Source organism: Nocardia sp. NPDC003963 (genome assembly GCF_053605105.1).
Genome location: NZ_JBSGIP010000002.1, coordinates 179,535 through 201,498, shown reverse-complemented (window position 1 = coordinate 201,498; position 21,964 = coordinate 179,535). Strand labels below are relative to the sequence as shown.

Below are 21,964 nucleotides of genomic sequence, written 5' to 3'. Positions count from 1 at the left end.
CGCCCGGGTAGCCGGGCCGAGCAGGTCGACGCGGTCCGGCTCAGGCCCGGGGCCGACCGGGGAGCGGACGGGTCAGGTATCCGTCGGCGAAGTACTGCATCGAGCCGCATCGATCGCAGCGGTAGGCGTGCTGATGGATCAACTCCGGGCCCCATTCGGCGGGGCGGTCGGTGAGTATGCCCGCGACCCCGGTCATGAAGCCGAGTACGCCGAGATAGGTCCGTTCCCGTTCGCACCAGGGGCAGCCGAGGTCGATCGAGGCACAGATCCGGCGGATCTCGTTGTCCTGCTCCTGTATTCGCTTCCGGACCTGTTCGAGGTAGTGCTCCGCGCCGCGGAGCGTCAGCTGTTCGGGGGTGCCCCATCCGCTGTAGCCGCTCCGGGCGGCGGTGCGCAGCTGGGCGAACTCGGCGCCGGAGCGGCGCACCGCACGGGTGCCCCGGAGGCCGCCCTTCACTCGATAGGAGATCTCCGCCCGTGAAACATCCTCCGGCAGTCCGGAAGTCGGCTTCACGCGGAACGGATCGCCGATATCCGGCTCGAACTCTATGCCCCGGTCCGACATTGCGCGGAGGATATCGCCGGGAGGTTACGCTCCCCGTCCGGGAGATGTCCGCCGGACCCGCAACCTCGGTAAACATTGTGTTTCCGCTGGTCAACGCGTGGCGATCTTCGATAGAGTCGTGCGTATCCATCGAGGCGAGTCGATCGCAGCGATGGCCCGGCCACACGGGAGTGGTCGCGGGACGGTGTGGTTTACCGAGTCTCAATGACACGTATCGATTGGGTAGCGATTGTCGTTTTCGTCTCACTACCTCTATTGCCGAGTTTGGGTAGTTCTTTACTATATGTGGAGCCGGACTGTGGCATCTCATATCGATGGGACGTCACGGGCAAGGTTGTGACGGTGAACGGGAAGAGTGCGTCCGCTCACTGTCGGCCGAGCTTCGATCAGCTGTCCTGCATGGGTTTTCAACAGTATTCTGATAGTCGAGACCGTTCGATAGCGGCGGACTCGACGGCGGGATCGCCGCCACTCGGTCTTCGTGGTGGCGCTGTCGCCGACAGGGACGGCTGTTCTTAGGTTTTGCTAAGTCTTTACCAATACCATAGCGATGGTTTGAAACTCGGCTCGTTGCCGTGCCGAGGAGCTGCTTCACCGCGAGATGCCGGTTCGCGGTCTGTGCCCGACTGGACATGTTGATCGTCAACCGACCTCGGCCCGTGCCGAGTCGGCGAAGGAGACCAATGGCAACCACAAGCCCGAATTCCGCTGCGTCACCGCCTGGATCGGGTTCGTCCGTAACTACGGCCGGGCCCGGATCCCGCCTACCCTCGCTGGACCTGAAATCGATCCTGCGCCATGATGTTCCGGCCTCGATCGTGGTCTTCCTGGTCGCGTTACCCCTGTCCATCGGTATCGCGATCGCCTCGGGTGCGCCGGTGGCCGCGGGGCTCATCGCCGCGGTCGTCGGCGGTATCGTGGGCGGTATGCTCGGCGGCTCCGCCCTGCAGGTGAGCGGCCCCGCGGCCGGTCTCACCGTGGTCGTCGCCGAGTCGATTCATCAATTCGGTTGGCGCGTAACATGTTTCATTGTCGCCGTCGCCGGCGTATTGCAGATCCTGTTCGGCTTGAGCCGGGTCGCTCGCGCGGCGCTCGCGGTGGCGCCGGTGGTTGTGCACGCCATGCTCGCGGGTATCGGGATCACCATCGCGCTCCAGCAGCTCCATATCCTGCTCGGCGGTGAATCCAGCAGCGCCGCCTGGGACAACATCACCGAACTGGCGGGCCGGATCGGCTCCGCGAACGCTCCCGCGGCGTTTCTCGGGGTGACCGTTATCGTCATCATGCTGGGCTGGAACTATCTGCCCGAGCGCGTCAAAGTGGTGCCCGGCGCGCTGGGGGCCATCGTGGTGGCGACCGGGCTCTCCCTGGCCTTCTCGATGGACGTGCAGCGGGTCGCGCTCGACGGTTCGTTGTTCGATGCGATCAGCTTGCCCGAACTGCCGCACGGTGATTGGGCCGCCGTGGTCATGATGATCCTCACCGTCGCGCTGATCACCAGTGTGCAGAGTCTGCTGTCGGCCGTCGCGATCGACAAGATGCACACCGGTCCGCGGACAGACCTCGATCGCGAGATGATCGGCCTCGGTTCGGCGAACGTGCTGACCGGCCTGCTGGGCGGTCTGCCCGTTGCCGGTGTCATCGTGCGCAGCTCCACCAATGTGGCCGCGGGGGCCCGCAGCCGGGCTTCGTCGATCCTGCACGGTGTGTGGGTGCTGGTCTTCTCGGTGGCCCTGGTGTCGCTGGTGGAGCAGATCCCGCTCGCCGCACTGGCCGGCCTGCTGATCGTCATCGGTATGCAGCTGGTCAAACTGGCGCATATCCGGCTCGCGCACCGCACCGGCGATCTGCTCGTCTATGTCGTCACCCTGGTGACGGTGGTATTCCTGAATCTCCTCGAAGGGGTCCTGATCGGTTTGGCGCTGGCTTTCGCGCTGCTGGTCTGGCGGGTGGTACGGGTCGCGGTGACGGCGGAGCGGATCGGCGGCACCGATCGCTGGCTGGTCCGGATCGACGGGTCCTGTACGTTCCTCTCCCTGCCGAAACTGTCCAGCACCTTCGCCGAGGTCCCACCGGGGGTCGAGGTGACGGTGGAACTCACCGTGGACTTCCTCGACCATGCCGCCTACGACGCCATCACCGATTGGGCCCGGCAGCACGAGAGCAACGGTGGCACTGTCGATTTCGTGGAGATCGGTGCCTCCCGGATGGCGAATGTGCAGGAGGCTCCGCCCTCGCGGGGGATGGGCCGGGTCTCGCTCGACGATGTACTCGGGCCGTGGCGATTCGATCGAAACGGTGCGTCGAAAGGTTCCCATACCAAAGGTGGTCCGCTGGCCAGCGGTATCGCCGCCTACCATCGCAGCCGTGCGCATCTGGTGCGGTCGCATCTGGACGAGTTGCGGGAGGGGCAGGATCCGGATTCCTTCTTCCTGACCTGCTCGGATTCGCGGATCGTGCCGAATGTGATCACCCACAGTGGGCCGGGTGACCTGTTCACGGTGCGCAATGTGGGCAATCTGGTGCCGGAGCAGGGTGACGCCTCGGTGGAGGCCGCGCTGGTCTTCGCGCTGGAGAAACTCAACGTTCGTACGGTGGTGGTCTGCGGCCATTCGTCCTGCGGGGCGATGGGCGCCCTGCACGCGGGTGAATCGGCGGGTCCGGGTATCGACCGGTGGCTCGAGTACGGGCAGCCGAGCCTGGCGCGCTACCGGGCCGGACATGTGGTGGGCGCCGCGGCGGAGGCGGCCGGCTTCGGTCCGGTGGAGCAGTTGAGCATGGTGAATATCGCGGTGCAGCTGGAGAATTTGCGGCGGCATCCGTCGGTCCGCCGGGCGATCGAGGAGCGTGGGCTCACTGTCTCCGGTCTGTTCTTCGATATCGCCAGCGCCCGGCTGATCGAGGTCGGGGTGGACGGGATCGCTTCGATCGAGGACGCGGACGGGCTGCTGGCGCAATTGCAGCGCGAACCGGCGTCGGCGGGGACTGCGTGAGGTGTAGGCGTGATGTCGTGCAGGGTCGGTGGTGCGGTGCAGGTGGTACGGCCGCGCCCCGGCCCGCTCGGCTCCCCGGTGGCGATGGGGAGGACGCCGTGCCGACCGGCGCGGCATCATCGGGTGCGGGATACCGGATGCACCGAACTCGAGGCCCGGATCGGTCCGCCGGTGCAACGGCCGGCGGATTCCGGCCGGTCGTTCCGGCGCTGTCGGACGGCACTCGTAATCTTCCGCTCCGCAGCGTTTTTCGTCGCTGATCCGGGTCGGGAAGCGATCGGACGACGTGGTCGGGTCGTTATCGCCAGCGGTGGGGGTGGCTCTCAGACTTTGATAAGTCATTACCCTTACCATGGGAACGGTTTACGACTCGGCCCGTTGCTGTGCCGGGTACCTACTTCACCGCGAGATGCCGGTTCGCGGTCTGTGTCCACGTCGACATGTTGATCGTCAACCGACCTCGGCTCCGGCCGGGCTCGCGAAGGAGAACGATGGCAACCCAGAGTACGAATTCCACTGCGCCGGATGCTGGTTCGGACTCGGACGGGCGTGAACCCGCCGAGTCCGGACAAAGACCCAGCCCGGCCTGGCTGACCTCGGTCCTGCGTCACGACGTACCGGCCTCGATCGTGGTCTTCCTGGTCGCGCTTCCCCTGTCCATCGGTATCGCGATCGCTTCGGGTGCCCCGGTGGCCGCCGGCCTCATCGCCGCCGTGATCGGCGGTGTGGTCGCCGGCGCGCTCGGCGGCTCCGTCCTCCAGGTGAGCGGCCCGGCCGCGGGTCTCACCGTGATCGTCGCCGAATCGATCAATCAATTCGGCTGGCGAGTAACCGGGTTCATCGTCGTCGCGGCCGGGGTCCTGCAGATCCTGTTCGGCTTGAGCCGGATCGCCAGAGCGGCACTGGCGGTGGCACCGGTAGTGGTGCACGCCATGCTCGCCGGAATCGGTATCACCATCGCGCTGCAGCAGTTGCACGTACTGCTCGGTGGCGAATCCAACAGCACCGCGTGGATCAACATCACCGAACTGCCCGCCCAGTTGGCATCGCTGCACGGGCCGGCCGTCCTGCTCGGCGTGGTCGTCATCGCCATCATGCTCGGCTGGAAGTACCTGCCCGAACGGGTCAAGGTCGTCCCCGGTGCCCTGGCCGCGATCGTGGTCGCCACAGTGCTGTCCCTGGTGTTCTCGCTCGATGTCAAACGGGTCAGCATCGACGGTTCGCTGTTCGACGCGATCGGGCTGCCCGAACTGCCCCGCAGTGACTGGGCCGGGGTCGCGATGATGATCCTCACCTTCGCCCTCATCGCCAGCGTGGAGAGCCTGTTGTCGGCCGTCGCGATCGACAAGATGCACACCGGGCCGCGTGCCGATTTCGACCGCGAGATGATCGGTCAGGGTTCGGCGAATGTACTGTCCGGTCTGCTCGGTGGCCTGCCCGTCACCGGCGTCATCGTGCGCAGCTCCACCAATGTCGCGGCCGGTGCGCGCAGTCGCGCCTCGGCGGTACTGCACGGTGTGTGGATTCTGGTCTTCTCGGTGGCCCTGGTGGCACTGGTGGAGCAGATCCCGCTCGCCGCACTGGCCGGCCTGCTGATCGTCATCGGCGTACAACTGGTCAAAATGGCGCATATCCGGCTCGCGCACCGTACCGGTGATCTTTTCGTCTACACGGTGACGCTGGCCGCGGTGGTGTTCCTGAACCTGCTCGAAGGCGTGCTCATCGGCCTGGCGCTGGCGTTCGCGCTCCTGCTCTGGCGGGTGGTCCGGGTCACGATCACCGCCGAACCGCTCGGCGGCACCGATCGCTGGCTCATCCAGGTCGACGGATCGTGCACGTTCCTGTCGCTGCCGAAGCTGTCCGCCACCTTCGCGAAGGTTCCGCAGGGTATCCCGGTGACTGTGGAGATGACGGTCGATTTCCTCGATCACGCCGCCTACGACGCCATCACCGAATGGGCACGCCAGCACGAGAGCAACGGTGGCACTGTCGATTTCGTGGAGATCGGAGCCGCGCGCATGGCGAACGTGGAGGCAGCGCCGCCTTCGCGCAGTATGAGCCGGGTCGCCCTCGACGGTGTCCTCGGGCCGTGGCAGGTCGATCGCAACGGCTCGACGGACGGACCGGGAGACAGCAGCGATCCGCTCGTCAGCGGTATCGCCGCGTACCACCGCAGCGCCGCGCATCTGGTGCGGCCGCACCTGGACGAGCTGCGGGACGGACAGGATCCGGATTCCTTCTTCCTGACCTGCTCGGATTCGCGGATCGTGCCGAATGTGATCACCAACAGCGGTCCGGGAGATCTGTTCACTGTCCGCAATGTCGGCAATCTGGTGCCCGAGCACGGGGACGCCTCGGTGGAGGCGGCACTGGTCTTCGCGCTGGAGAAGCTCAATGTGCGGTCCGTGGTCGTCTGCGGCCACTCCTCCTGCGGGGCCATGGGCGCGCTGCATTCGGGTGAGTCCGCGGGGCCGGGTATCGACCGGTGGCTCGAACACGGGCAGCCGAGTATGGAGCAGTACCGGGCCGGACATGTGGTCGGCTGTGCCGCCGAAGCCGCCGGATTCGGTCCGGTCGAGCAGTTGAGCATGGTGAACATCGCGGTACAGCTGGAGAACCTGCGGCGGCATCCCTCGGTCCGCCGGGCCGTCGCGGAGCGTGGGCTCACTGTCTCCGGTCTGTTCTTCGATATCGCCAGCGCCCGGGTGATCGAGGTCCGGGACGACGGGATCGCCCCCATCGAGGACAACGACGGTTTACTGGCGCAGTTACAGAGAGCACCGGCGCAGAGTTCCCGGTGAAGTACCCGAACATGACCCGCCCGGATGCCCCGGGCGGGTCATCTTCGCGTGTGCCGGAGCCGGCTCCTCGTAGGCTGGTTTCCGTGGAAAGTCGTTCCGATTCCGTCGCGGATCGTCCCGGAGCCGAAAACGGTGCACAGGTCGATATCGCCACCGACCCCCAGGACTCCGCGGGGTCCGGTCCTGCCTTCTGGCGTGCCTACCGGGACCGGATCGCGCGACGCCCTACCCTCGAGCTCGTCTACCGGGTCGGGGTGGCTGTCGTCGGTACCGCGGTGTTCGTGGTCGGGGTGATCACCATTCCGTTCCCCGGCCCCGGGTGGGCGCTGGTATTCGCCGGTATCGGCATCCTCGCCACCGAATTCGCGGTGGCGCGGCGTGCGCTGGTGTGGTTACGGGACAAATATCGGCGCGGGATGGCCTGGTACATCTCGCGCGGGCCGCTCGTGCAGGTGATCGCCTTCCTGGCGACCTGCGCACTCGTGGTGGCCACCCTGTGGGTGCTCGGGACGTTCGGATTCGTCGGTGACCTGATCGGAGTCGATTGGCAGTGGTTGCACAGCCCCTTGATGTCGTGAACCCGGATGTCGTGAACCCGGTGCGCGGCCGGATGCTCACCGACGAATCGTGGCTCGCGGCGCGTATCGCGGACCTCAATGCCTCCTGGCGGACCGATTCGCTGCGGGTGGGCGCGACGCTGTGGTGGTGTATGACCGCTTCGGCGTTGGTCGAGCAGGTGGTGCGAGCGCTGGCGCAGGACCGTCGGATACCGGCGCCCACCCTGGACCGGCTCGCGCTGACCCTGCGCGCCGACGGAACGGTGGAACGGGTCGGGATCGAGGCGACCGGGTCGAGCGCGGTACCCGACGCGGAGCTCGGGACCGGCTCCGACGCCGCGGCCGCCGCGGCCGATATCGCGGTGGTATTGCGGGAGACCCTCACCACGGTGATCGGCCGGCTGGCGGCGGTATCGGGTGTCCGGGAAGCCGCGTTGTGGGCGGTGGTCACCGATGTGGTGGCCAGCTGGGCCGTCGATGCCGGCCGACCGGTCGTCGGACGGCGGCTGGCCGACGCCATCGGTGCGGTACTGCCCGAACCCCGCTTCGTCGAGATCGGCGGCCGGACGTTCGTCCGCCGTGCCTCCTGCTGCCTGGTGTACGAGGCGCCGGGCTGCGAGAAATGCGTGAGCTGCCCCAAACGCCGCCCGGCGGAGCGCGAAGCGCTGCTCGCGGACTACGCGCGGCGTGGGTGAGGAACCGGTACCGCCGCGCGGCGGCCGTCGGCCGGGCGAGCGTCCGGGGGCCGCGAGCGACCTCGCCCGGTCCATCGACACGCGTGTCCGGCGGTGCCGATAGCATGGTCGCGGCCGGGCTGTGCCCGGTCACCGACAGACGGATCGAACCGTCACCGAACCGGACCGAGCCGGTGTGATGCCGGCGGTCCGAAGCCCGAACGAGCCGGAACGGAACCGGCCGTGCAGACCCCGAGGAGAGCGCAACCGTGACCACCACAGCCCCCCGCAGCCCAGCCACCCTCGTCCGGGTGCCTGCCGGGACGACGGCGGGTGCCGCGGTGCGTGAGGCGGGCCTGCCCACCAAGGGCCCCGATACCGTCGTCGTCGTCCGCGATGCGGCCGGGCAGCTGCGCGACCTCTCCTGGACCCCGGAACTCGATACCGAGGTCACTCCGGTCGCCGCGGATACCGAGGACGGCCGTAGCGTGATCCGCCATTCGGCCGCGCACGTCCTCGCCCAGGCGGTCCAGCAGGAGTTCCCCGAGGCGGTCCTGGGTATCGGCCCGCCGATCAAGGACGGTTTCTATTACGACTTCCGGGTCGACCGTCCGTTCACCCCCGACGATCTGGTCAAACTGGAATCGCGGATGAAGAAGATCGTCAAGGGGGCGCAGCGGTTCGCCCGCCGGGTGGTCGAGGTGGACCGGGCGCGGATCGAACTGGCGAAGGAACCGTTCAAACTCGAACTGATCGGTGACAAATCCGGGATCGACGATCCGGAGATCATGGAGGTCGGCGGTAACGAGCTGACCATCTACGACAACCTCGACCCGCGCACCGGCGAACGGGTGTGGGGCGATCTGTGCCGCGGTCCGCACATCCCCACCACCAAGTTCATCCCGGCCTTCAAACTGACCCGCAGTTCGGCCGCGTACTGGCGCGGTGACCAGAACCGTGAGGGTCTGCAGCGGATCTACGGCACCGCCTGGGAGTCCACCGAGGCGCAGGACAACTACCTGCACATGCTCGCGGAGGCCGAGAAGCGCGACCACCGCAAACTGGGCCTGGAACTCGATCTGTTCTCCTTCCCGGACGAACTGGGCTCGGGTCTGCCGGTCTTCCATCCCAAGGGCGGCATCATCCGCAAGGAGATGGAGGACTACTCGCGTCAGCAGCATGTGGCGGCGGGCTACGAGTTCGTCAACACTCCGCACATCACCAAGGCGCATCTGTTCGAGACCTCCAAGCACCTCGAGTGGTACGCCGACGGTATGTATCCGCCCATGCACCTCGATGCCGAACTCGACGAGGACGGCACCGTGCGCAAGCCCGGGCAGGACTACTACCTCAAACCGATGAACTGCCCGATGCACAACCTGATCTACCGGTCTCGTGGCCGGTCGTACCGGGAACTGCCGCTGCGGTTGTTCGAATTCGGCTCGGTGTACCGGTACGAGAAGTCCGGTGTGGTGCACGGCCTGACCCGCGCCCGCGGTTTCACCCAGGACGACGCGCACCTCTACTGCACCCAGGAGCAGGTGGTCGAGGAACTGACCGGCACCCTGCAGTTCGTGCTCGATCTGCTGAAGGCCTACGGTCTCGACGATTTCTATCTGGAACTGTCCACCAAGGATCCGGACAAGTACGTCGGCTCCGACGAACTGTGGGACGAGGCCACCGAAACCCTGCGCCGGGTCGGGGAGGCATCCGGGCTGGAACTGGTTCCCGATCCCGGCGGCGCCGCTTTCTACGGCCCGAAGATCTCGGTGCAGACCAGGGACGCGCTCGGCCGTAACTGGCAGATGTCGACCATCCAGCTCGATTTCTTCGAACCGGATCTGTTCGAACTCGAGTACACCGCCTCCGACGGCACCAAGAAGCGGCCGGTGATGATCCACCGGGCGCTGTTCGGCTCGATCGAGCGTTTCTTCGGTGTGCTCACCGAGCACTACGCGGGCGCTTTCCCGGCCTGGCTGGCGCCGGTACAGGTCGTGGGCGTCCCGGTGGCCGACACCTTCGTTCCGCATCTGGACGCGGTGGTGGCGCAGCTGCGCGCGGCCGGTGTGCGGGCCGAGGTCGATCGCAGTGACGACCGGATGCAGAAGAAGATCTTCAACCACACCGCGCAGAAGGTGCCGTTCATGCTGCTGGCCGGCGCGCGGGATGTGGAGGCCGGCGCGGTGAGCTTCCGCTTCCGGGACGGCACCCAGGTCAACGGGGTGCCGGTGGGCGACGCGGTGCGAACGGTCGTGGAGTGGGTCCGCCGCCGCGACAATTCCTCGCCCACCGCGGAAACGGTTCGCCCCCTGGTGGACGGTGAAGGTGGTGCGCCCGAGTGATTCCGGGTCGGCCCGGGCGGGGAAAGGGTATGGAACATGAGTGAGCGCACGGTGCCGGACGGTCTGGCCGAGGAGTCCGGGACGACCGACCGGCGGGCCGGCGAGATCGTGGATCGCGGTGCGGGCGAATCGGATCGGTTGCAGCGGTTGTGGACGCCGTATCGGATGTCCTATATCGCCGAGGCCGCCACGGCCGCGACCGAGAGCGCGACCGGGCATCCGTTCACCGATATTCCCACCATGTCCGACGAGGACGGGCTGGTCGTCGCCCGGGGCGAACAGGTCTACGCGGTGCTGAACCTGTACCCGTACAACCCGGGGCACATGATGGTGGTGCCCTACCGCCGGGTCGCGAACCTGGAGGATCTCACCACCGCCGAATCGGCCGAGTTGATGGAGTTCACGCAGCGGGCCATCCGGACGATGAAGAAGGTGTCGCGGCCGCACGGTTTCAATGTGGGCCTGAACCTCGGCGGGGTGGCGGGCGGCTCCCTGGCCGACCATCTGCACCAGCACATCGTGCCGCGCTGGGGTGGTGACGCGAACTTCATCACGGTGATCGGTGGCGCCAAGGTGATGCCGCAGTTGTTGCGTGAGACGCGGGCGCTGCTCGCGTCTGCCTGGGAGGAGGCTTAGATGGGTGGCTGTCCGCTTCCCACCCGCGCCGGGCCTGTCCGGATTCGGGTGCGTATCTCGTCGCGGCCGTGCGCCGCTTCCCGCCGGACCGAGCGGGAGGGGTAGATGCGCGGCAGCCTCCCCCGCACGCGCACCGCGCGTCACCGGGTGGAATTCCGGTCCGGGATTCGTGACGCCTGCTCCTTCTCGAACGCCGGAATCGGCCCGGTACGCGGATATCACAGGGCAGAGGAGGGGTAGGTGCTGAGCATCTTCGGGCGGGCGACCTTCGCCAAGGCCACCGCCCCACTGGGCCGGGCACTGGTCGGTACCGGCCTCACGCCGGACGCGGTCACCCTGATCGGCACCGCCGCCTCGATCGCCGCCGCGGTCACGTTGTTCCCCACCGGTCACCTGTTCTGGGGCACGATCCTCATCTGGCTGTTCGTCATGTTCGATATGCTCGACGGCGCCATGGCCCGGGCACGGGGCGGTGGTACGCGCTACGGCGCGGTCCTCGACGCCACCTGTGACCGCGTCGCCGACGGCGCCATCTTCGGCTCACTGGCATGGTGGGCGGTCTACCACGAACAGAGCAGGCCGCTGTTCGTCGCCACGCTGGTGGTGCTGGTGACCTCACAGGTCATCTCCTATGCCAAGGCCCGTGCCGAGGCCAGCGGCCTGTCCGCCGACGGCGGTCTGATCGAACGCCCCGACCGCCTGGTCATCGTGCTGGTGGGGGCCGGATTGACCGGTATCGGCGGCTACTGGGGTATCGAATGGCTTACCTGGGCCGTGCACGTGGCGATGTGGATCCTGGCGGTCCTGAGCATCGTGACGGTGGGGCAGCGGGTGCTGGCGGTGCGTAACTCGCCGGGCGCCCGCGAAATCCTGGGTACGGCGGACAAGGGAACGGAGCAGCCGTCGTGACGGGGTGGCGGGCGAACGTGAGCGATCGCGGATATGCCGCGGGCTGGCGGGTGGTGCGCGCCCTCCCGGACCGGGTGGCGCGCACTCTGTTCGACCGGGGCGGCGATTTCGCGGCCCGCAACGGGGGCCCACTCCAGTTGCGGCGCAATCTGGCCCGGGTGGTCGGGTTGCCCGCCGAGGCAGTCTCCGACGAACTGGTCCGGGCGAGTATGCGTTCCTATGCCCGGTACTGGCGGGAGGCGTTCCGGCTCCCGGCGATGGATCACGCCGAGCTGGTCCGGTCGGGCCGGATCTCGGTGATCGGGCTGGAACATGTGGACGCCGCCCTGGACCGTGGCCGCGGGGTGGTGTTCGTCCTGCCGCATTCGGGCAACTGGGATATGGCCGGTACCTGGCTGGTGCAGAACTACGGCACGTTCACCACCGTCATGGAACGACTGAAACCGGAATCGCTGTTCGAACGGTTCGTCGCCTACCGGGAGAGTCTGGGCTTCGAGGTGTTCCCGCTGACCGGGGGTGAGCAGCCGCCGTTCACCGCGCTGGCGCAGCGGTTGCGCGACAACAAGATCGTCTGCCTGCTGGGGGAGCGCGACCTCACCGGTCGCGGTGTACCGGTCACCTTCTTCGGCGAACGGACCTGGATGCCGGCCGGCCCGGCCGCGCTCGCCGTGGAGACCGGTGCCGCGCTGATGCCGGTGCATGTCTGGTTCACCGTGGACGAGCAGGGCCGTGAAAGCTGGATGGTGCGTACCCAGGAGCCGCTGGACGTCTCCGCCGGGGTCGCCGCGGCCACCCAGGCCCTGGCGGATTGTTTCGCCGCCGGGATCGCCGAGCATCCGGCCGATTGGCATATGTTGCAGCCGCTGTGGGAAACAGATCTGTCCGAGGCGCGGCTGGACCGGATTCACGCCGAACAGGCGCGGCGCGGTATCCATCCCGTCGACGCCGGTGGAGACCGCGCCCCATGAGAATCGGCATGGTCTGTCCCTACTCGTTCGACGTACCGGGCGGCGTCCAGGCGCATGTGGTGGAACTGGCCCAGGTCTTCCGGGAACGCGGGCACCGGGTGAGTGTGCTGGCGCCGGCCGCGGAGACGACCGAACTCCCCGATTTCGTGGTTTCGGCCGGTCGCGCGGTGGCGATTCCCTACAACGGTTCGGTGGCGCGGCTCTCCTTCGGGCCGACCGCCTACACCCGGATCCGCCGGTGGATCGAGAGCAACGAGTTCGACGTCCTGCACATCCACGAACCCAACGCGCCCAGCCTGTCCATGCTGGCTCTGAAGATCGCCGAGGGCCCGATCGTCGCCACCTTCCACACCTCCACCACGAAATCCCTGGTGCTGGCGACGTTCCAGGGAGTGCTGCGGCCCTATCACGAGAAGATCAGCGGCCGGATCGCGGTCTCGGAGCTGGCCCGCCGCTGGCAGGTGGAGGCGCTCGGGTCCGATGCGGTGGAGATCCCGAACGGGGTCGATGTACAAGCTTTCGCGCGCGCACCCCGGCTGGCCGGTTACCCGCGACCCGGCGGCACGGTGCTGTTCCTCGGCCGCTACGACGAACCCCGTAAGGGAATGCAGGTGTTGCTGGGGGCGTTGCCGGCGCTGGTCGCCCGCCATCCCGAGGTGGAAGTCCTGGTGGTCGGCCGCGGTGACGAGGACCGGTTGCGCCGGGAAGCCGGTCCGCTGGTCCGGCATCTGCGTTTCCTCGGACAGGTTTCCGACGCGGAGAAGGCCTCGGCCATGCGCAGCGCCGATGTCTACGTGGCGCCGAACCTGGGCGGCGAGAGTTTCGGGATCATCCTGATCGAGGCCATGGCCGCCGGTACCGCGGTGGTCGCCAGCGAACTGGACGCCTTCCGGCGGGTGCTGCGCGACGGTGCGGCCGGGCTGCTGGTCCCGATCGGCGATTCCGCGGCTCTGGCCGATGCTCTGGACACGGTGCTCACCGACGAGGTGCGGCGCACCGATCTGGTGCGGACCGCGACACAGGTGGTCGGCACCTACGACTGGCCGGTGGTGGCCGAACAGATCCTGCGCGTCTACGAAACCGTGGTGGTCGGCGATCTGCGGGTCCGGGTGGCCGGATGATCACCTTCTCCGCGACCACGGTCCTCGTTCTCGCGCTGATCGCCGCGCTCGTGGTGGCACTGGGTGTGTGGGCGTATTCCACCGCCAACCGGCTGGACCGGTTGCACGTGCGCACCGATCTGGCCTGGCATGCGCTCGAGGCGGCCCTGGCCCGCCGAGCCGTGGTGGCCCGCGCGGTCGCGGTATCGCTGTCCGCGGCAGCCGGTCCGGAGGCGGGCACCGGCGAATCGGCCCGGCGGCTCACCGCACTCGCCGACCGCGCCGAGCGCACCGGTCGCGCGGACCGGGAGACCGTGGAGAACCAGCTGGCGGCGGCGCTGTCGGCCGTCGATATCGCCCGGTTGCCGACCCAGCAGGTCGCGGAGCTGGCCGATGCCGAAGCCCGGGTGCTGATCGCCCGCCGCTTCCACAACGATGCCGTCCGCGACACCCTCGCGTTGCGGACCCGCCGCCCCGTGCGCTGGCTGCATCTGGGCGGTACCGCGCCCATGCCCACATACTTCGAGATCGCCGAACGTGCCACGCCCGCGGCGTCGACCGGCCTGGAGGTGGACACCACACGCGTATCGGCGCGGATCGCGCTCCTGGACGAGCAGGACCGGATCCTGCTCATGCGCGGACACGATCCACTGGCTCCGGCGGTCTCGTTCTGGTTCACCGTCGGCGGCGGTGTGGAACCGGGAGAGAGCCTGCGTGCGGCCGCGGTGCGCGAGCTGTACGAGGAGACCGGCCTCACCGCTGATCCGTCCGCGCTGCGCGGCCCGATCTGGCGGCGGGTAGCGGTGTTCCCGTTCAACGGCGATCTGATCCGCTCGGAGGAGCTCTTCTTCGCACTGCGGGTACCGCGATTCGAACCGGACGCGGCCGATCTGACCTATGTGGAGCAACGGTCCATCACCGGCAACAGATGGTGCGACCCGGAGGATATCCGGGCCCAGGTCGCGGCAGGTGAGCTGGTCTATCCCTACCACCTGGACGAACTGCTGGCGGAGGCGGCGGGGGCGGCCGACGCCGCGGGCGATCCGGAGGTCCGCTCCATCCGTTGAATGTGACCGGGCTCACTGGCGTGATAGGGTCGCAGGCGGTTTGACACACCGAGGTTGTGTCGATTCGGTGTGTGGAGGTGAAGAGTACGTGTCCTACATCCTGTTCGATTACCTGTTGCCGATTCTGGGTCCCGGCGCCGCCGAATACTGGGCGAAGCTGCTGGTGGTCAACCCGATCTGATTCGGTGTCGAAGTGCCCGCCGGGCCGGTGTCCCACCGGTCCGGCGGTGCCGTCTTCCGGTCCAGTGTCCGGAGGCGGGCGGATAATCGCAGGTTGAGACCAGTCCAGTGCGCTCCAACTGGCTATGAAGGCGGTTTCCGGCCCCACCTAGAATCGTGGTGTTCATCGACGATCCACACCTGGCAACAGACACAGGAGCTGCCGTGACCACGCCCGAGACCACCCAGACCCCCGAGGCGACCCGCGAGGCCGGTACCGCCCGCGTGAAGCGCGGTATGGCCGAGATGCTCAAGGGCGGGGTGATCATGGATGTCGTCACCCCCGATCAGGCCAAGATCGCCGAGGACGCCGGCGCGGTCGCGGTGATGGCGCTGGAGCGGGTGCCCGCCGATATCCGTGCCCAGGGCGGGGTATCGCGGATGAGCGACCCGGACATGATCGACGGGATCATCGAAGCGGTGTCCATCCCGGTGATGGCCAAGGCCCGGATCGGGCATTTCGTCGAGGCTCAGGTGCTGCAGAGCCTCGGGGTGGACTATATCGACGAATCCGAGGTGCTGACCCCGGCCGATTACGCCAACCACATCGACAAATGGAACTTCACGGTGCCGTTCGTCTGTGGTGCCACCAACCTCGGTGAGGCGTTGCGCCGGATCACCGAGGGCGCGGCCATGATCCGTTCCAAGGGTGAGGCCGGCACCGGAGATGTCTCCAACGCCACTACACATATGCGCAAGATCCGGCAGGAGATCACCCGGCTGGCCTCGCTGCCCGCCGACGAGCTCTTCGTCGCCGCCAAGGAACTGCAGGCGCCCTACGAACTGGTCAAGGAAATCGCCGAAACCGGAAAACTGCCGGTCGTGCTGTTCACCGCCGGTGGTATCGCCACCCCCGCGGATGCCGCGATGATGATGCAGCTCGGCGCCGAGGGCGTATTCGTGGGTTCGGGCATCTTCAAATCCGGTAACCCCGCGCAGCGCGCGAGCGCGATCGTGAAGGCGACCACCTTCTACGACGACCCGGATGTGCTGGCCAAGGTCTCGCGCGGCCTGGGGGAGGCGATGGTCGGTATCAATGTCGACGAGATCCCGCAGCCGCATCGGCTCGCCGAACGCGGTTGGTGATCCGCGCGGAGAGCTGCGGCCCCACCGGGCTGCCCCACTGGTTCTACGCGGACGCCGGACCGAGCTGACCCGGCGGGAGCGGCGCTGCGGATCCCGGGCGTACCGGAACCGCTCTGCACGCGGACGGTGGCCGCCGCCCGGCCCGAATCCGGCGCCGCCCGGCTCCGGGTTCGGCGGAGTCGTTCGCTGCCGCCCGGTCAGTCGGTGCCGATTCGCAGGGCGGGACGGTCGGGGTGGTCCCAGCGGGCGAAGTACTGCGGTGTCTCGGAGTTCGCCAGATCGTGGGCGAGCAGGCCCGGTACGGTCCAGGCGTCCTCGTCCGGGGTGCCGCGGGTGAGTGCGGCGGCGCTGAGGTCGAGCCGGACGGTGAGGTCGAAGGGGAGTCCGCGCCCCAGCAGCATGGGGCCCGCGACGAACAGCACGGTCGCGGGTGACGCCGGGCGCCGGGCCGCCCGTGCGGACCGGTCGGTGCTCTCGTCCCACAGCGCGGGTAGCCAGGTACCGGCGTGGTGGACCGAATCCAGTACCTCGCGTCGCAGCGCCGCGTAGTCGAACCAGCCGGTGCGGTAGGAGGTCTCGTCGCGGCCGAACTCCATCCGCAGCGATGCCGGCCGCACGAAATCGTGTAGCGAGACCGTATCCGCCGGACGGCCGTCGGCCCGGACCCGGTCGGCGGCGCGGTGCGCGAACTCCAGCGGGTGCGCCGCGTCGGCCCCGTCTATCCCGACCACCCGCCGGCCGTCCAGCGGTCGCAGACTCCGGGTCACGAGATCGGCGAGCGCATCGGGGGTGGTCGGGGAGAAACGCGGCACCGGACCATCACAGCAGTTCCGATGCCGGCTCCGGCGACGGGGATCACTCCCGACCGGGTCGAGGGAAAACGGACGGTCCGGGCTAATCTCAGCGGATGGCGACTATCGAAGAGGCACTGGAGCTCGAACGCCTCGAGCGGGATATCTTCCGCGGCGCGTCCACCAAGACCCAGCTGCCGCGCACTTTCGGCGGCCAGGTGGCGGGCCAGGCACTGGTCTCGGCGGTGCGCACGGTGGAGCCGCGGTTCCAGGTGCATTCGTTGCACGGATATTTCCTGCGGCCCGGGAACCCGGCCGAGCCCACCGTCTACATGGTCGATCGGATCCGCGACGGCCGGTCCTTCTGCACGCGCCGGGTCACCGGGGTTCAGGACGGTGACGCGATATTCACCATGTCGGCTTCTTTCCATATCGGTGACGAAGGGCCTTCGCATCAGGACGAGATGGCCGATGTTGAGCCGCCGAACGATCTTCCCGATGCCAAGACCTCGATGGACCCGGAGCGGCTGTGGGCCATGCGGGAATGGGAGCACTGGGATATCCGCCCGGTACCGCAGGAACAGGTGACCCGGCGCCCCGGCGTGGTATCCCCGCAGCAGGTGTGGTTCCGCTATCGGCATCCGCTGCCCGACGATCCGCTGTTCCATGTGTGCACGCTCGCGTATATGAGCGATATGACGCTGCTCGGCTCCTCGAAGGTCACCCACCCCGACGAGCCCACTCAGAACGCCTCGCTCGATCACGCGATGTGGTTCCTGCGCCCGTTCCGCACCGACGATTGGCTGCTCTACGACCAGTCCTCGCCGTCGGCGGGTTTCGGGCGCGCACTGACCGGGGGAAAGATCTTCGATCGCGGTGGGCGTCTCGTCGCCGCCGTGGTTCAGGAGGGGCTGATCCGGAATCTCCGTACGTGACCCGGCCGTGCGTACCGGAGACCGGGGTGACCCCGGGCACACCGGCCCGGCTCGTAAGCTCGCACGGGTGAACGAGTCTGCGGTTTCCCCGGAATCGGTGGCCGCACCGGATACCGGTGCCGCTCCCGCCGGGCCCACCATCGGCGTGCTGGCCCTGCAGGGGGATGTCCGGGAACATATCGCGGTTCTCGCCGAATGCGGAGCCCGCCCGGTACTGGTCCGGCGGCCGGCCGAACTGGCCGCGGTCGACGCGCTGGTATTGCCCGGCGGGGAGTCGACGGCGATCAGCAAACTGCTCGAGATCTTCGAACTGCTGGAGCCGCTGCGTGCCCGGTTGCGTGACGGTATGCCCGCGTTCGGGTCCTGTGCCGGAATGATCCTGCTGGCCAGCGAGGTACTCGATACCCGGCCCGATGCCCGGCATCTGAACGGTATCGATATGACGGTGCGCCGCAACGCCTTCGGGCGTCAGGTGGATTCTTTCGAAACCGATATCGAGTTCGCCGGCCTGCCCGGTGGCCCGGTCCGGTCGGTGTTCATCCGCGCGCCGTGGGTCGAGCGGGCCGGCGACGGAGTCGAGGTGCTGGCCCGGATCCCCGGCGGTCCGGCCGCGGGCCGGATCGTCGCCGTACGGCAGGGCCGGGTCGTGGCCACGGCCTTTCACCCGGAAGTGACCGGTGATCACCGTGTGCACCGAATGTTCGTCGATCTCGTGCGTGGCGTAGCGTTATCGACCGATACCGTGCCATCGACCTGAAGGAAGTAGGGAATGAGCGGCCACTCCAAATGGGCCACCACCAAGCACAAGAAGGCAGCGATCGATGCCAAGCGTGGCAAGCTCTTCGCCAAGCTGATCAAGAACATCGAGGTGGCGGCCCGGACCGGCGGTGGCGATCCGGAAGGCAACCCGACGCTGTTCGATGCCATCCAGAAGGCCAAGAAGTCCTCGGTTCCCAACGACAATATCGAGCGGGCACGTAAACGCGGCGGCGGCGAGGAAGCCGGCGGCGCGGACTGGCAGACCATCATGTACGAGGGCTACGGCCCCAACGGGGTGGCCGTCCTGATCGAATGCCTCACCGACAACCGCAACCGGGCTGCCGGTGAGGTGCGCGTCGCGATGACCCGTAACGGCGGGAACATGGCCGACCCGGGCTCGGTCGCCTACCTGTTCCACCGCAAGGGCCTCGTCACCCTGGAGAAGAACGGCCTCTCCGAGGACGATGTCCTGATGGCGGTCCTGGACGCCGGTGCCGAAGAGGTCAACGACCTCGGCGAATCGTTCGAGGTCATCAGTGAGCCCGGTGACCTGATCGATGTTCGCAAGGCGCTCCAGGCCGCCGATATCGACTACGACTCCGCCGAATCCGGTTTCCAGCCGTCGGTGAGCGTCGCGGTCGACGCGGACGGTGCCCGCAAGGTGTTCAAACTGGTCGACGCGCTGGAGGACAGTGACGATGTCCAGAACGTCTACACCAATGTCGACATCTCCGACGAGGTACTCGCCGAGTTGGACGCCGACTAGCCGGTGAGCTTCGTGTAGTAGTCCCGCATCGCGGGGTAGTAGTCGTCGAAATCGGGGCGTTGCGTATCGGTACGCGACGCCCCGAGCGCGTCCAGGTAGTAATCCCAGCCCGGCCCGATATCGGGGAGCTGATCGGTCGAATCCAGATGGTGGACGAAGACCAGCTCGGTCTGCCCGTCCCGCTCGGTGAGTGTCACCTCGAGATGCCAGCTGCCGGACTCGTCGACGGTGCGCAGGGCGAGCCGGCGTGGCGGCTCACAGGTGTCGACGGTGTACTCGCTCCACGGCTGCCCTTCTTCGTAGGACAGTTTCACCCGGATCGTCGCGCCCGTTCCCCCAGCGCCTTCCCACGGCCCGAACCAGCGTGCGGTGCGTTCCGATTCGGTGACACTGGCCCAGACGTCCTCGATGGGCGCGCGGTAGGTCCGGGTGAGGACCAGATCGTGTCCGGTCGGTGTGGGTTCCAGGCGTCCGGTGGGGCGAATGCTCATGCGGTGTTCTCCTCGTCGTGAATTATCGGGTGACCGGGAGCCGGAGGGCCTGTCTCCGGCCGGTGGTCGGCGGACCGGCGGTCCCGCCGGGTCCGGTGGACTTCGGTGGCCAGCGCGTCGAGACGGTGTTCCCAGGCCGCCGGTGCGTCCAGAGTCGCCAGCCAGGCGCGGAGTCCGCGCAGTGGCTGGGTGTCCAGCGTGTAGTACCGCTGCCTGCCCACCAGCTCGTCGCGGACCAGGCCGCTGTCGCGCAGAACTCGCAGGTGACGGCTGATGGCAGGCCGGCTGATCGGGAATCTCGCGGCGATCGCGCCCGCGGTGTGGCGGGTACCGCGCAACATCTCCAGGATCTCCCGCCGTACCGGGTCGGCTATCGCCGCGGCCACTTCGTCCACGGCAAAAGCGTAACCATGTGGTTACGCGTTTGTCCACACTTCCCGGACCCGAGGTCTCGATCGGGAGAGCGTGGGCGCGCCGACGGGGAAGGCCCGCCGGTCGGCGGCACAATGGCGATATGGTCGCTGTGACACTCGTGCACGGGGATATCACCGAACAGCAGGTCGACGTGGTGGTGAACGCCGCGAACCCGGAACTGCTCGGTGGCGGCGGGGTGGACGGTGCGATCCATCGGCGCGGTGGGCCCGCGATCCTGGCCGAATGCCGGCGGCTACGGGAAACCGACTACCCCCGCGGCCTGCCCACCGGGCAGGCGGTGGCGACCACGGCCGGTGAGTTACCCGCCCGCTGGGTCATCCATACCGTCGGCCCGGTGTGGTCGGCCCGCGGTGACCGGGCGGCGCAACTCGCTCCGCTGCTGGCCTCCTGCTATCGCGAGTCGCTGCGGATCGCGGACGAACTGGGTGCGCGTACGGTCGCCTTTCCCGCGATCTCCACCGGAGTGTTCGGCTGGCCGATGGAGGACGGGGCGCGGATCGCCCTCGATACGGTCCGTACCGCCGAGACGCGGGTAGCCGAGGTGCTGTTCGTGCTGTACGACGCGTCCGCCTACGACATCTTCGCAGCGCAACTGGCTGGCTGAGGGCCCGGCGAGCGGGGTCCGTGTCACTGGCGCCGAGATATTCGGTCCTGCACTAGACTTCGAACAACTGTTCGTTCTGGGAAGGGATCAGTCGGTGCGGGTGATGGGCGTCGACCCCGGGCTCACCCGGTGTGGGGTGAGCATGGTGGTCGGGGGAGCGGGGCGCACTGTGCGGGCGATCGCGGTCGATGTGGTCCGCACTCCCGCCGAGATGGATCTGGCCCGGCGCCTGCTGCGGATCTCCGACGCCGCCGAGGAATGGATGGAGACCCACCGGCCCGAAGTCGTGGCGATCGAGCGCGTGTTCGCGCAGCACAATGTCCGTACCGCCATGGGTACCGCGCAGGCGGGCGGGGTCATCGCACTGGCGGCCGCGCGCCGCGAGATCCCGGTGATGTTCCATACTCCCAGTGAAGTGAAAGCGGCCGTCACCGGTAGCGGTACCGCGGACAAGAAACAGGTGACCGCGATGGTCACCCGGATCCTCGGGCTCGCGACACCTCCGAAACCGGCCGACGCCGCCGACGCACTGGCGCTCGCCATCTGTCACTGCTGGCGGGCGCCGCTGCTGGAGCGGATGGCGCGGGCCGAGGCCCTGGCCGAGCAGGCGCGGCAGCAGTACACACAACGACTGGAACAGCAGCGGAAGGCGGTGCGCGGGTGATCGCGTCCATTCGCGGTGAAGTCCTCGAACTCGCCCTCGATCATGTGGTGCTGGAGGCCGCGGGCGTGGGCTACCAGCTGAACGCGACTCCGGCCACCCTGGCCGGGCTCACCCGTGGCGAAGAGGCCCGGCTCTATACGGCGTTGATCGTGCGCGAGGATTCGATGACCCTCTACGGGTTCGCCGATACCGAGGCCCGCGATCTGTTCGGCCTGCTGCAGACCGTATCCGGGGTCGGCCCGCGACTGGCCATGGCCGTGCTGGCGGTGCTGGAACCCGAGGCGCTGCGCAAGGCGCTGGCGGCCGGGGATATCGCGGCGCTCACCCGCGTGCCGGGGATCGGGAAACGTGGGGCCGAACGGATGGTCGTGGAACTGCGGGACAAAGTGAACCTGGTCCCGGTACCGGCGGACAGCGCAGCCACCGTCACGCCGGTGCGGACTCCGGTGCGTGATCAGGTGGTGGAAGCGCTCACCGGTCTCGGGTTCCCGCTCAAACAGGCCGAACCGACCGTGGACGCCGTGCTGGCCGAGAACCCCGATGCCGGGAATTCGGTGGCGCTGCGGGCCGCGCTCGCGGTCCTGGGCAAGAACCGCTAGGCC

The 21,964-nt window shown here is 67.9% G+C and carries 21 protein-coding genes; 17 read left to right on the top strand and 4 right to left on the bottom strand.

What is annotated here, in order from left to right:
* Window positions 1-40: 40 nt before the first annotated feature.
* Entirely contained in the window at window positions 41-565 is a 525-nt protein-coding gene (locus ACWEWT_RS09535; protein ID WP_452557868.1) for a hypothetical protein, read from the bottom strand.
* A gap of 683 nt (window positions 566-1,248) precedes the next feature.
* Between ACWEWT_RS09535 and ACWEWT_RS09530 the strand changes: the two genes are divergently transcribed.
* From ACWEWT_RS09530 to pdxS, 11 genes are all read left to right on the top strand, one after another.
* On the top strand, window positions 1,249-3,558 hold the full coding sequence (locus tag ACWEWT_RS09530) for a SulP family inorganic anion transporter (protein ID WP_452557867.1): 2,310 nt from the start codon (window positions 1,249-1,251) through the stop codon (window positions 3,556-3,558).
* Between the two features lie 491 nt (window positions 3,559-4,049).
* Window positions 4,050-6,359: a SulP family inorganic anion transporter gene (locus ACWEWT_RS09525; RefSeq protein WP_452557866.1), complete on the top strand. Its 2,310-nt coding sequence runs from the start codon at window positions 4,050-4,052 to the stop codon at window positions 6,357-6,359.
* A gap of 146 nt (window positions 6,360-6,505) precedes the next feature.
* On the top strand, window positions 6,506-6,937 hold the full coding sequence (locus tag ACWEWT_RS09520; protein ID WP_452558090.1) for a TIGR02611 family protein: 432 nt from the start codon (window positions 6,506-6,508) through the stop codon (window positions 6,935-6,937).
* Window positions 6,910-7,611 (top strand): (2Fe-2S)-binding protein, encoded by a 702-nt coding sequence (locus ACWEWT_RS09515; protein ID WP_452557865.1) that lies wholly within the window; start codon window positions 6,910-6,912, stop codon window positions 7,609-7,611. The genes ACWEWT_RS09520 and ACWEWT_RS09515 overlap by 28 nt, the downstream gene beginning before the upstream one ends.
* Before the next feature lie 248 nt (window positions 7,612-7,859).
* Window positions 7,860-9,932 carry a threonine--tRNA ligase gene (gene thrS / locus ACWEWT_RS09510; RefSeq protein ID WP_452557864.1) on the top strand — a complete coding sequence of 691 codons (2,073 nt, stop codon included), beginning with the start codon at window positions 7,860-7,862 and terminating at the stop codon, window positions 9,930-9,932.
* A 36-nt stretch (window positions 9,933-9,968) separates the two neighbouring features.
* Window positions 9,969-10,568 (top strand): HIT family protein, encoded by a 600-nt coding sequence (locus tag ACWEWT_RS09505; protein WP_452557863.1) that lies wholly within the window; start codon window positions 9,969-9,971, stop codon window positions 10,566-10,568.
* Between the two features lie 240 nt (window positions 10,569-10,808).
* Window positions 10,809-11,477 carry a phosphatidylinositol phosphate synthase gene (gene pgsA / locus ACWEWT_RS09500; RefSeq protein ID WP_452557862.1) on the top strand — a complete coding sequence of 223 codons (669 nt, stop codon included), beginning with the start codon at window positions 10,809-10,811 and terminating at the stop codon, window positions 11,475-11,477.
* Entirely contained in the window at window positions 11,474-12,445 is a 972-nt protein-coding gene (locus tag ACWEWT_RS09495) for a phosphatidylinositol mannoside acyltransferase (RefSeq protein WP_452557861.1), read from the top strand. Before pgsA ends, ACWEWT_RS09495 begins: the two co-directional genes overlap by 4 nt.
* On the top strand, window positions 12,442-13,566 hold the full coding sequence (locus tag ACWEWT_RS09490) for a glycosyltransferase family 4 protein (RefSeq protein ID WP_452557860.1): 1,125 nt from the start codon (window positions 12,442-12,444) through the stop codon (window positions 13,564-13,566). Before ACWEWT_RS09495 ends, ACWEWT_RS09490 begins: the two co-directional genes overlap by 4 nt.
* Window positions 13,566-14,612: an NUDIX hydrolase gene (locus tag ACWEWT_RS09485; RefSeq protein WP_452558089.1), complete on the top strand. Its 1,047-nt coding sequence runs from the start codon at window positions 13,566-13,568 to the stop codon at window positions 14,610-14,612. The genes ACWEWT_RS09490 and ACWEWT_RS09485 overlap by 1 nt, the downstream gene beginning before the upstream one ends.
* A gap of 384 nt (window positions 14,613-14,996) precedes the next feature.
* The gene (gene pdxS / locus ACWEWT_RS09480) at window positions 14,997-15,917 is read left to right on the top strand and encodes a pyridoxal 5'-phosphate synthase lyase subunit PdxS (protein ID WP_452557859.1); all 921 of its coding nucleotides are present in this window, start codon (window positions 14,997-14,999) and stop codon (window positions 15,915-15,917) included.
* Window positions 15,918-16,114: 197 nt separating this feature from the next.
* Here the strand turns inward: pdxS and ACWEWT_RS09475 are convergent, their stop codons facing one another.
* Window positions 16,115-16,729 (bottom strand): hypothetical protein, encoded by a 615-nt coding sequence (locus tag ACWEWT_RS09475; protein WP_452557858.1) that lies wholly within the window; start codon window positions 16,727-16,729, stop codon window positions 16,115-16,117.
* Between the two features lie 95 nt (window positions 16,730-16,824).
* Between ACWEWT_RS09475 and ACWEWT_RS09470 the strand changes: the two genes are divergently transcribed.
* The 3 genes from ACWEWT_RS09470 (at window position 16,825) to ACWEWT_RS09460 (ending at window position 19,168) form a co-directional block, all read left to right on the top strand.
* Window positions 16,825-17,643 (top strand): acyl-CoA thioesterase, encoded by an 819-nt coding sequence (locus ACWEWT_RS09470; RefSeq protein ID WP_452557857.1) that lies wholly within the window; start codon window positions 16,825-16,827, stop codon window positions 17,641-17,643.
* Between the two features lie 97 nt (window positions 17,644-17,740).
* Complete coding sequence (pdxT, locus tag ACWEWT_RS09465) at window positions 17,741-18,400, top strand: pyridoxal 5'-phosphate synthase glutaminase subunit PdxT (RefSeq protein ID WP_452558088.1); 660 nt, start codon at window positions 17,741-17,743, stop codon at window positions 18,398-18,400.
* Window positions 18,401-18,412: 12 nt separating this feature from the next.
* Window positions 18,413-19,168, top strand: a complete 756-nt coding sequence (locus ACWEWT_RS09460; RefSeq protein ID WP_452557856.1) for a YebC/PmpR family DNA-binding transcriptional regulator — start codon at window positions 18,413-18,415, stop codon at window positions 19,166-19,168.
* Here ACWEWT_RS09460 and ACWEWT_RS09455 read toward each other — a convergent pair.
* On the bottom strand, window positions 19,165-19,659 hold the full coding sequence (locus tag ACWEWT_RS09455; RefSeq protein WP_452557855.1) for an SRPBCC family protein: 495 nt from the start codon (window positions 19,657-19,659) through the stop codon (window positions 19,165-19,167). The genes ACWEWT_RS09460 and ACWEWT_RS09455 overlap by 4 nt on opposite strands.
* On the bottom strand, window positions 19,656-20,054 hold the full coding sequence (locus ACWEWT_RS09450) for a metalloregulator ArsR/SmtB family transcription factor (protein WP_452557854.1): 399 nt from the start codon (window positions 20,052-20,054) through the stop codon (window positions 19,656-19,658). The genes ACWEWT_RS09455 and ACWEWT_RS09450 overlap by 4 nt, the downstream gene beginning before the upstream one ends.
* A 119-nt stretch (window positions 20,055-20,173) precedes the next feature.
* Between ACWEWT_RS09450 and ACWEWT_RS09445 the strand changes: the two genes are divergently transcribed.
* From ACWEWT_RS09445 to ruvA, 3 genes are all read left to right on the top strand, one after another.
* Window positions 20,174-20,698: an O-acetyl-ADP-ribose deacetylase gene (locus ACWEWT_RS09445; protein ID WP_452557853.1), complete on the top strand. Its 525-nt coding sequence runs from the start codon at window positions 20,174-20,176 to the stop codon at window positions 20,696-20,698.
* Window positions 20,699-20,792: 94 nt separating this feature from the next.
* On the top strand, window positions 20,793-21,362 hold the full coding sequence (gene ruvC / locus ACWEWT_RS09440) for a crossover junction endodeoxyribonuclease RuvC (protein ID WP_452557852.1): 570 nt from the start codon (window positions 20,793-20,795) through the stop codon (window positions 21,360-21,362).
* A complete protein-coding gene (gene ruvA / locus ACWEWT_RS09435; protein ID WP_452557851.1) occupies window positions 21,359-21,961 on the top strand; it encodes a Holliday junction branch migration protein RuvA in 603 nt (200 codons plus the stop codon). Before ruvC ends, ruvA begins: the two co-directional genes overlap by 4 nt.
* Window positions 21,962-21,964: the final 3 nt, after the last annotated feature.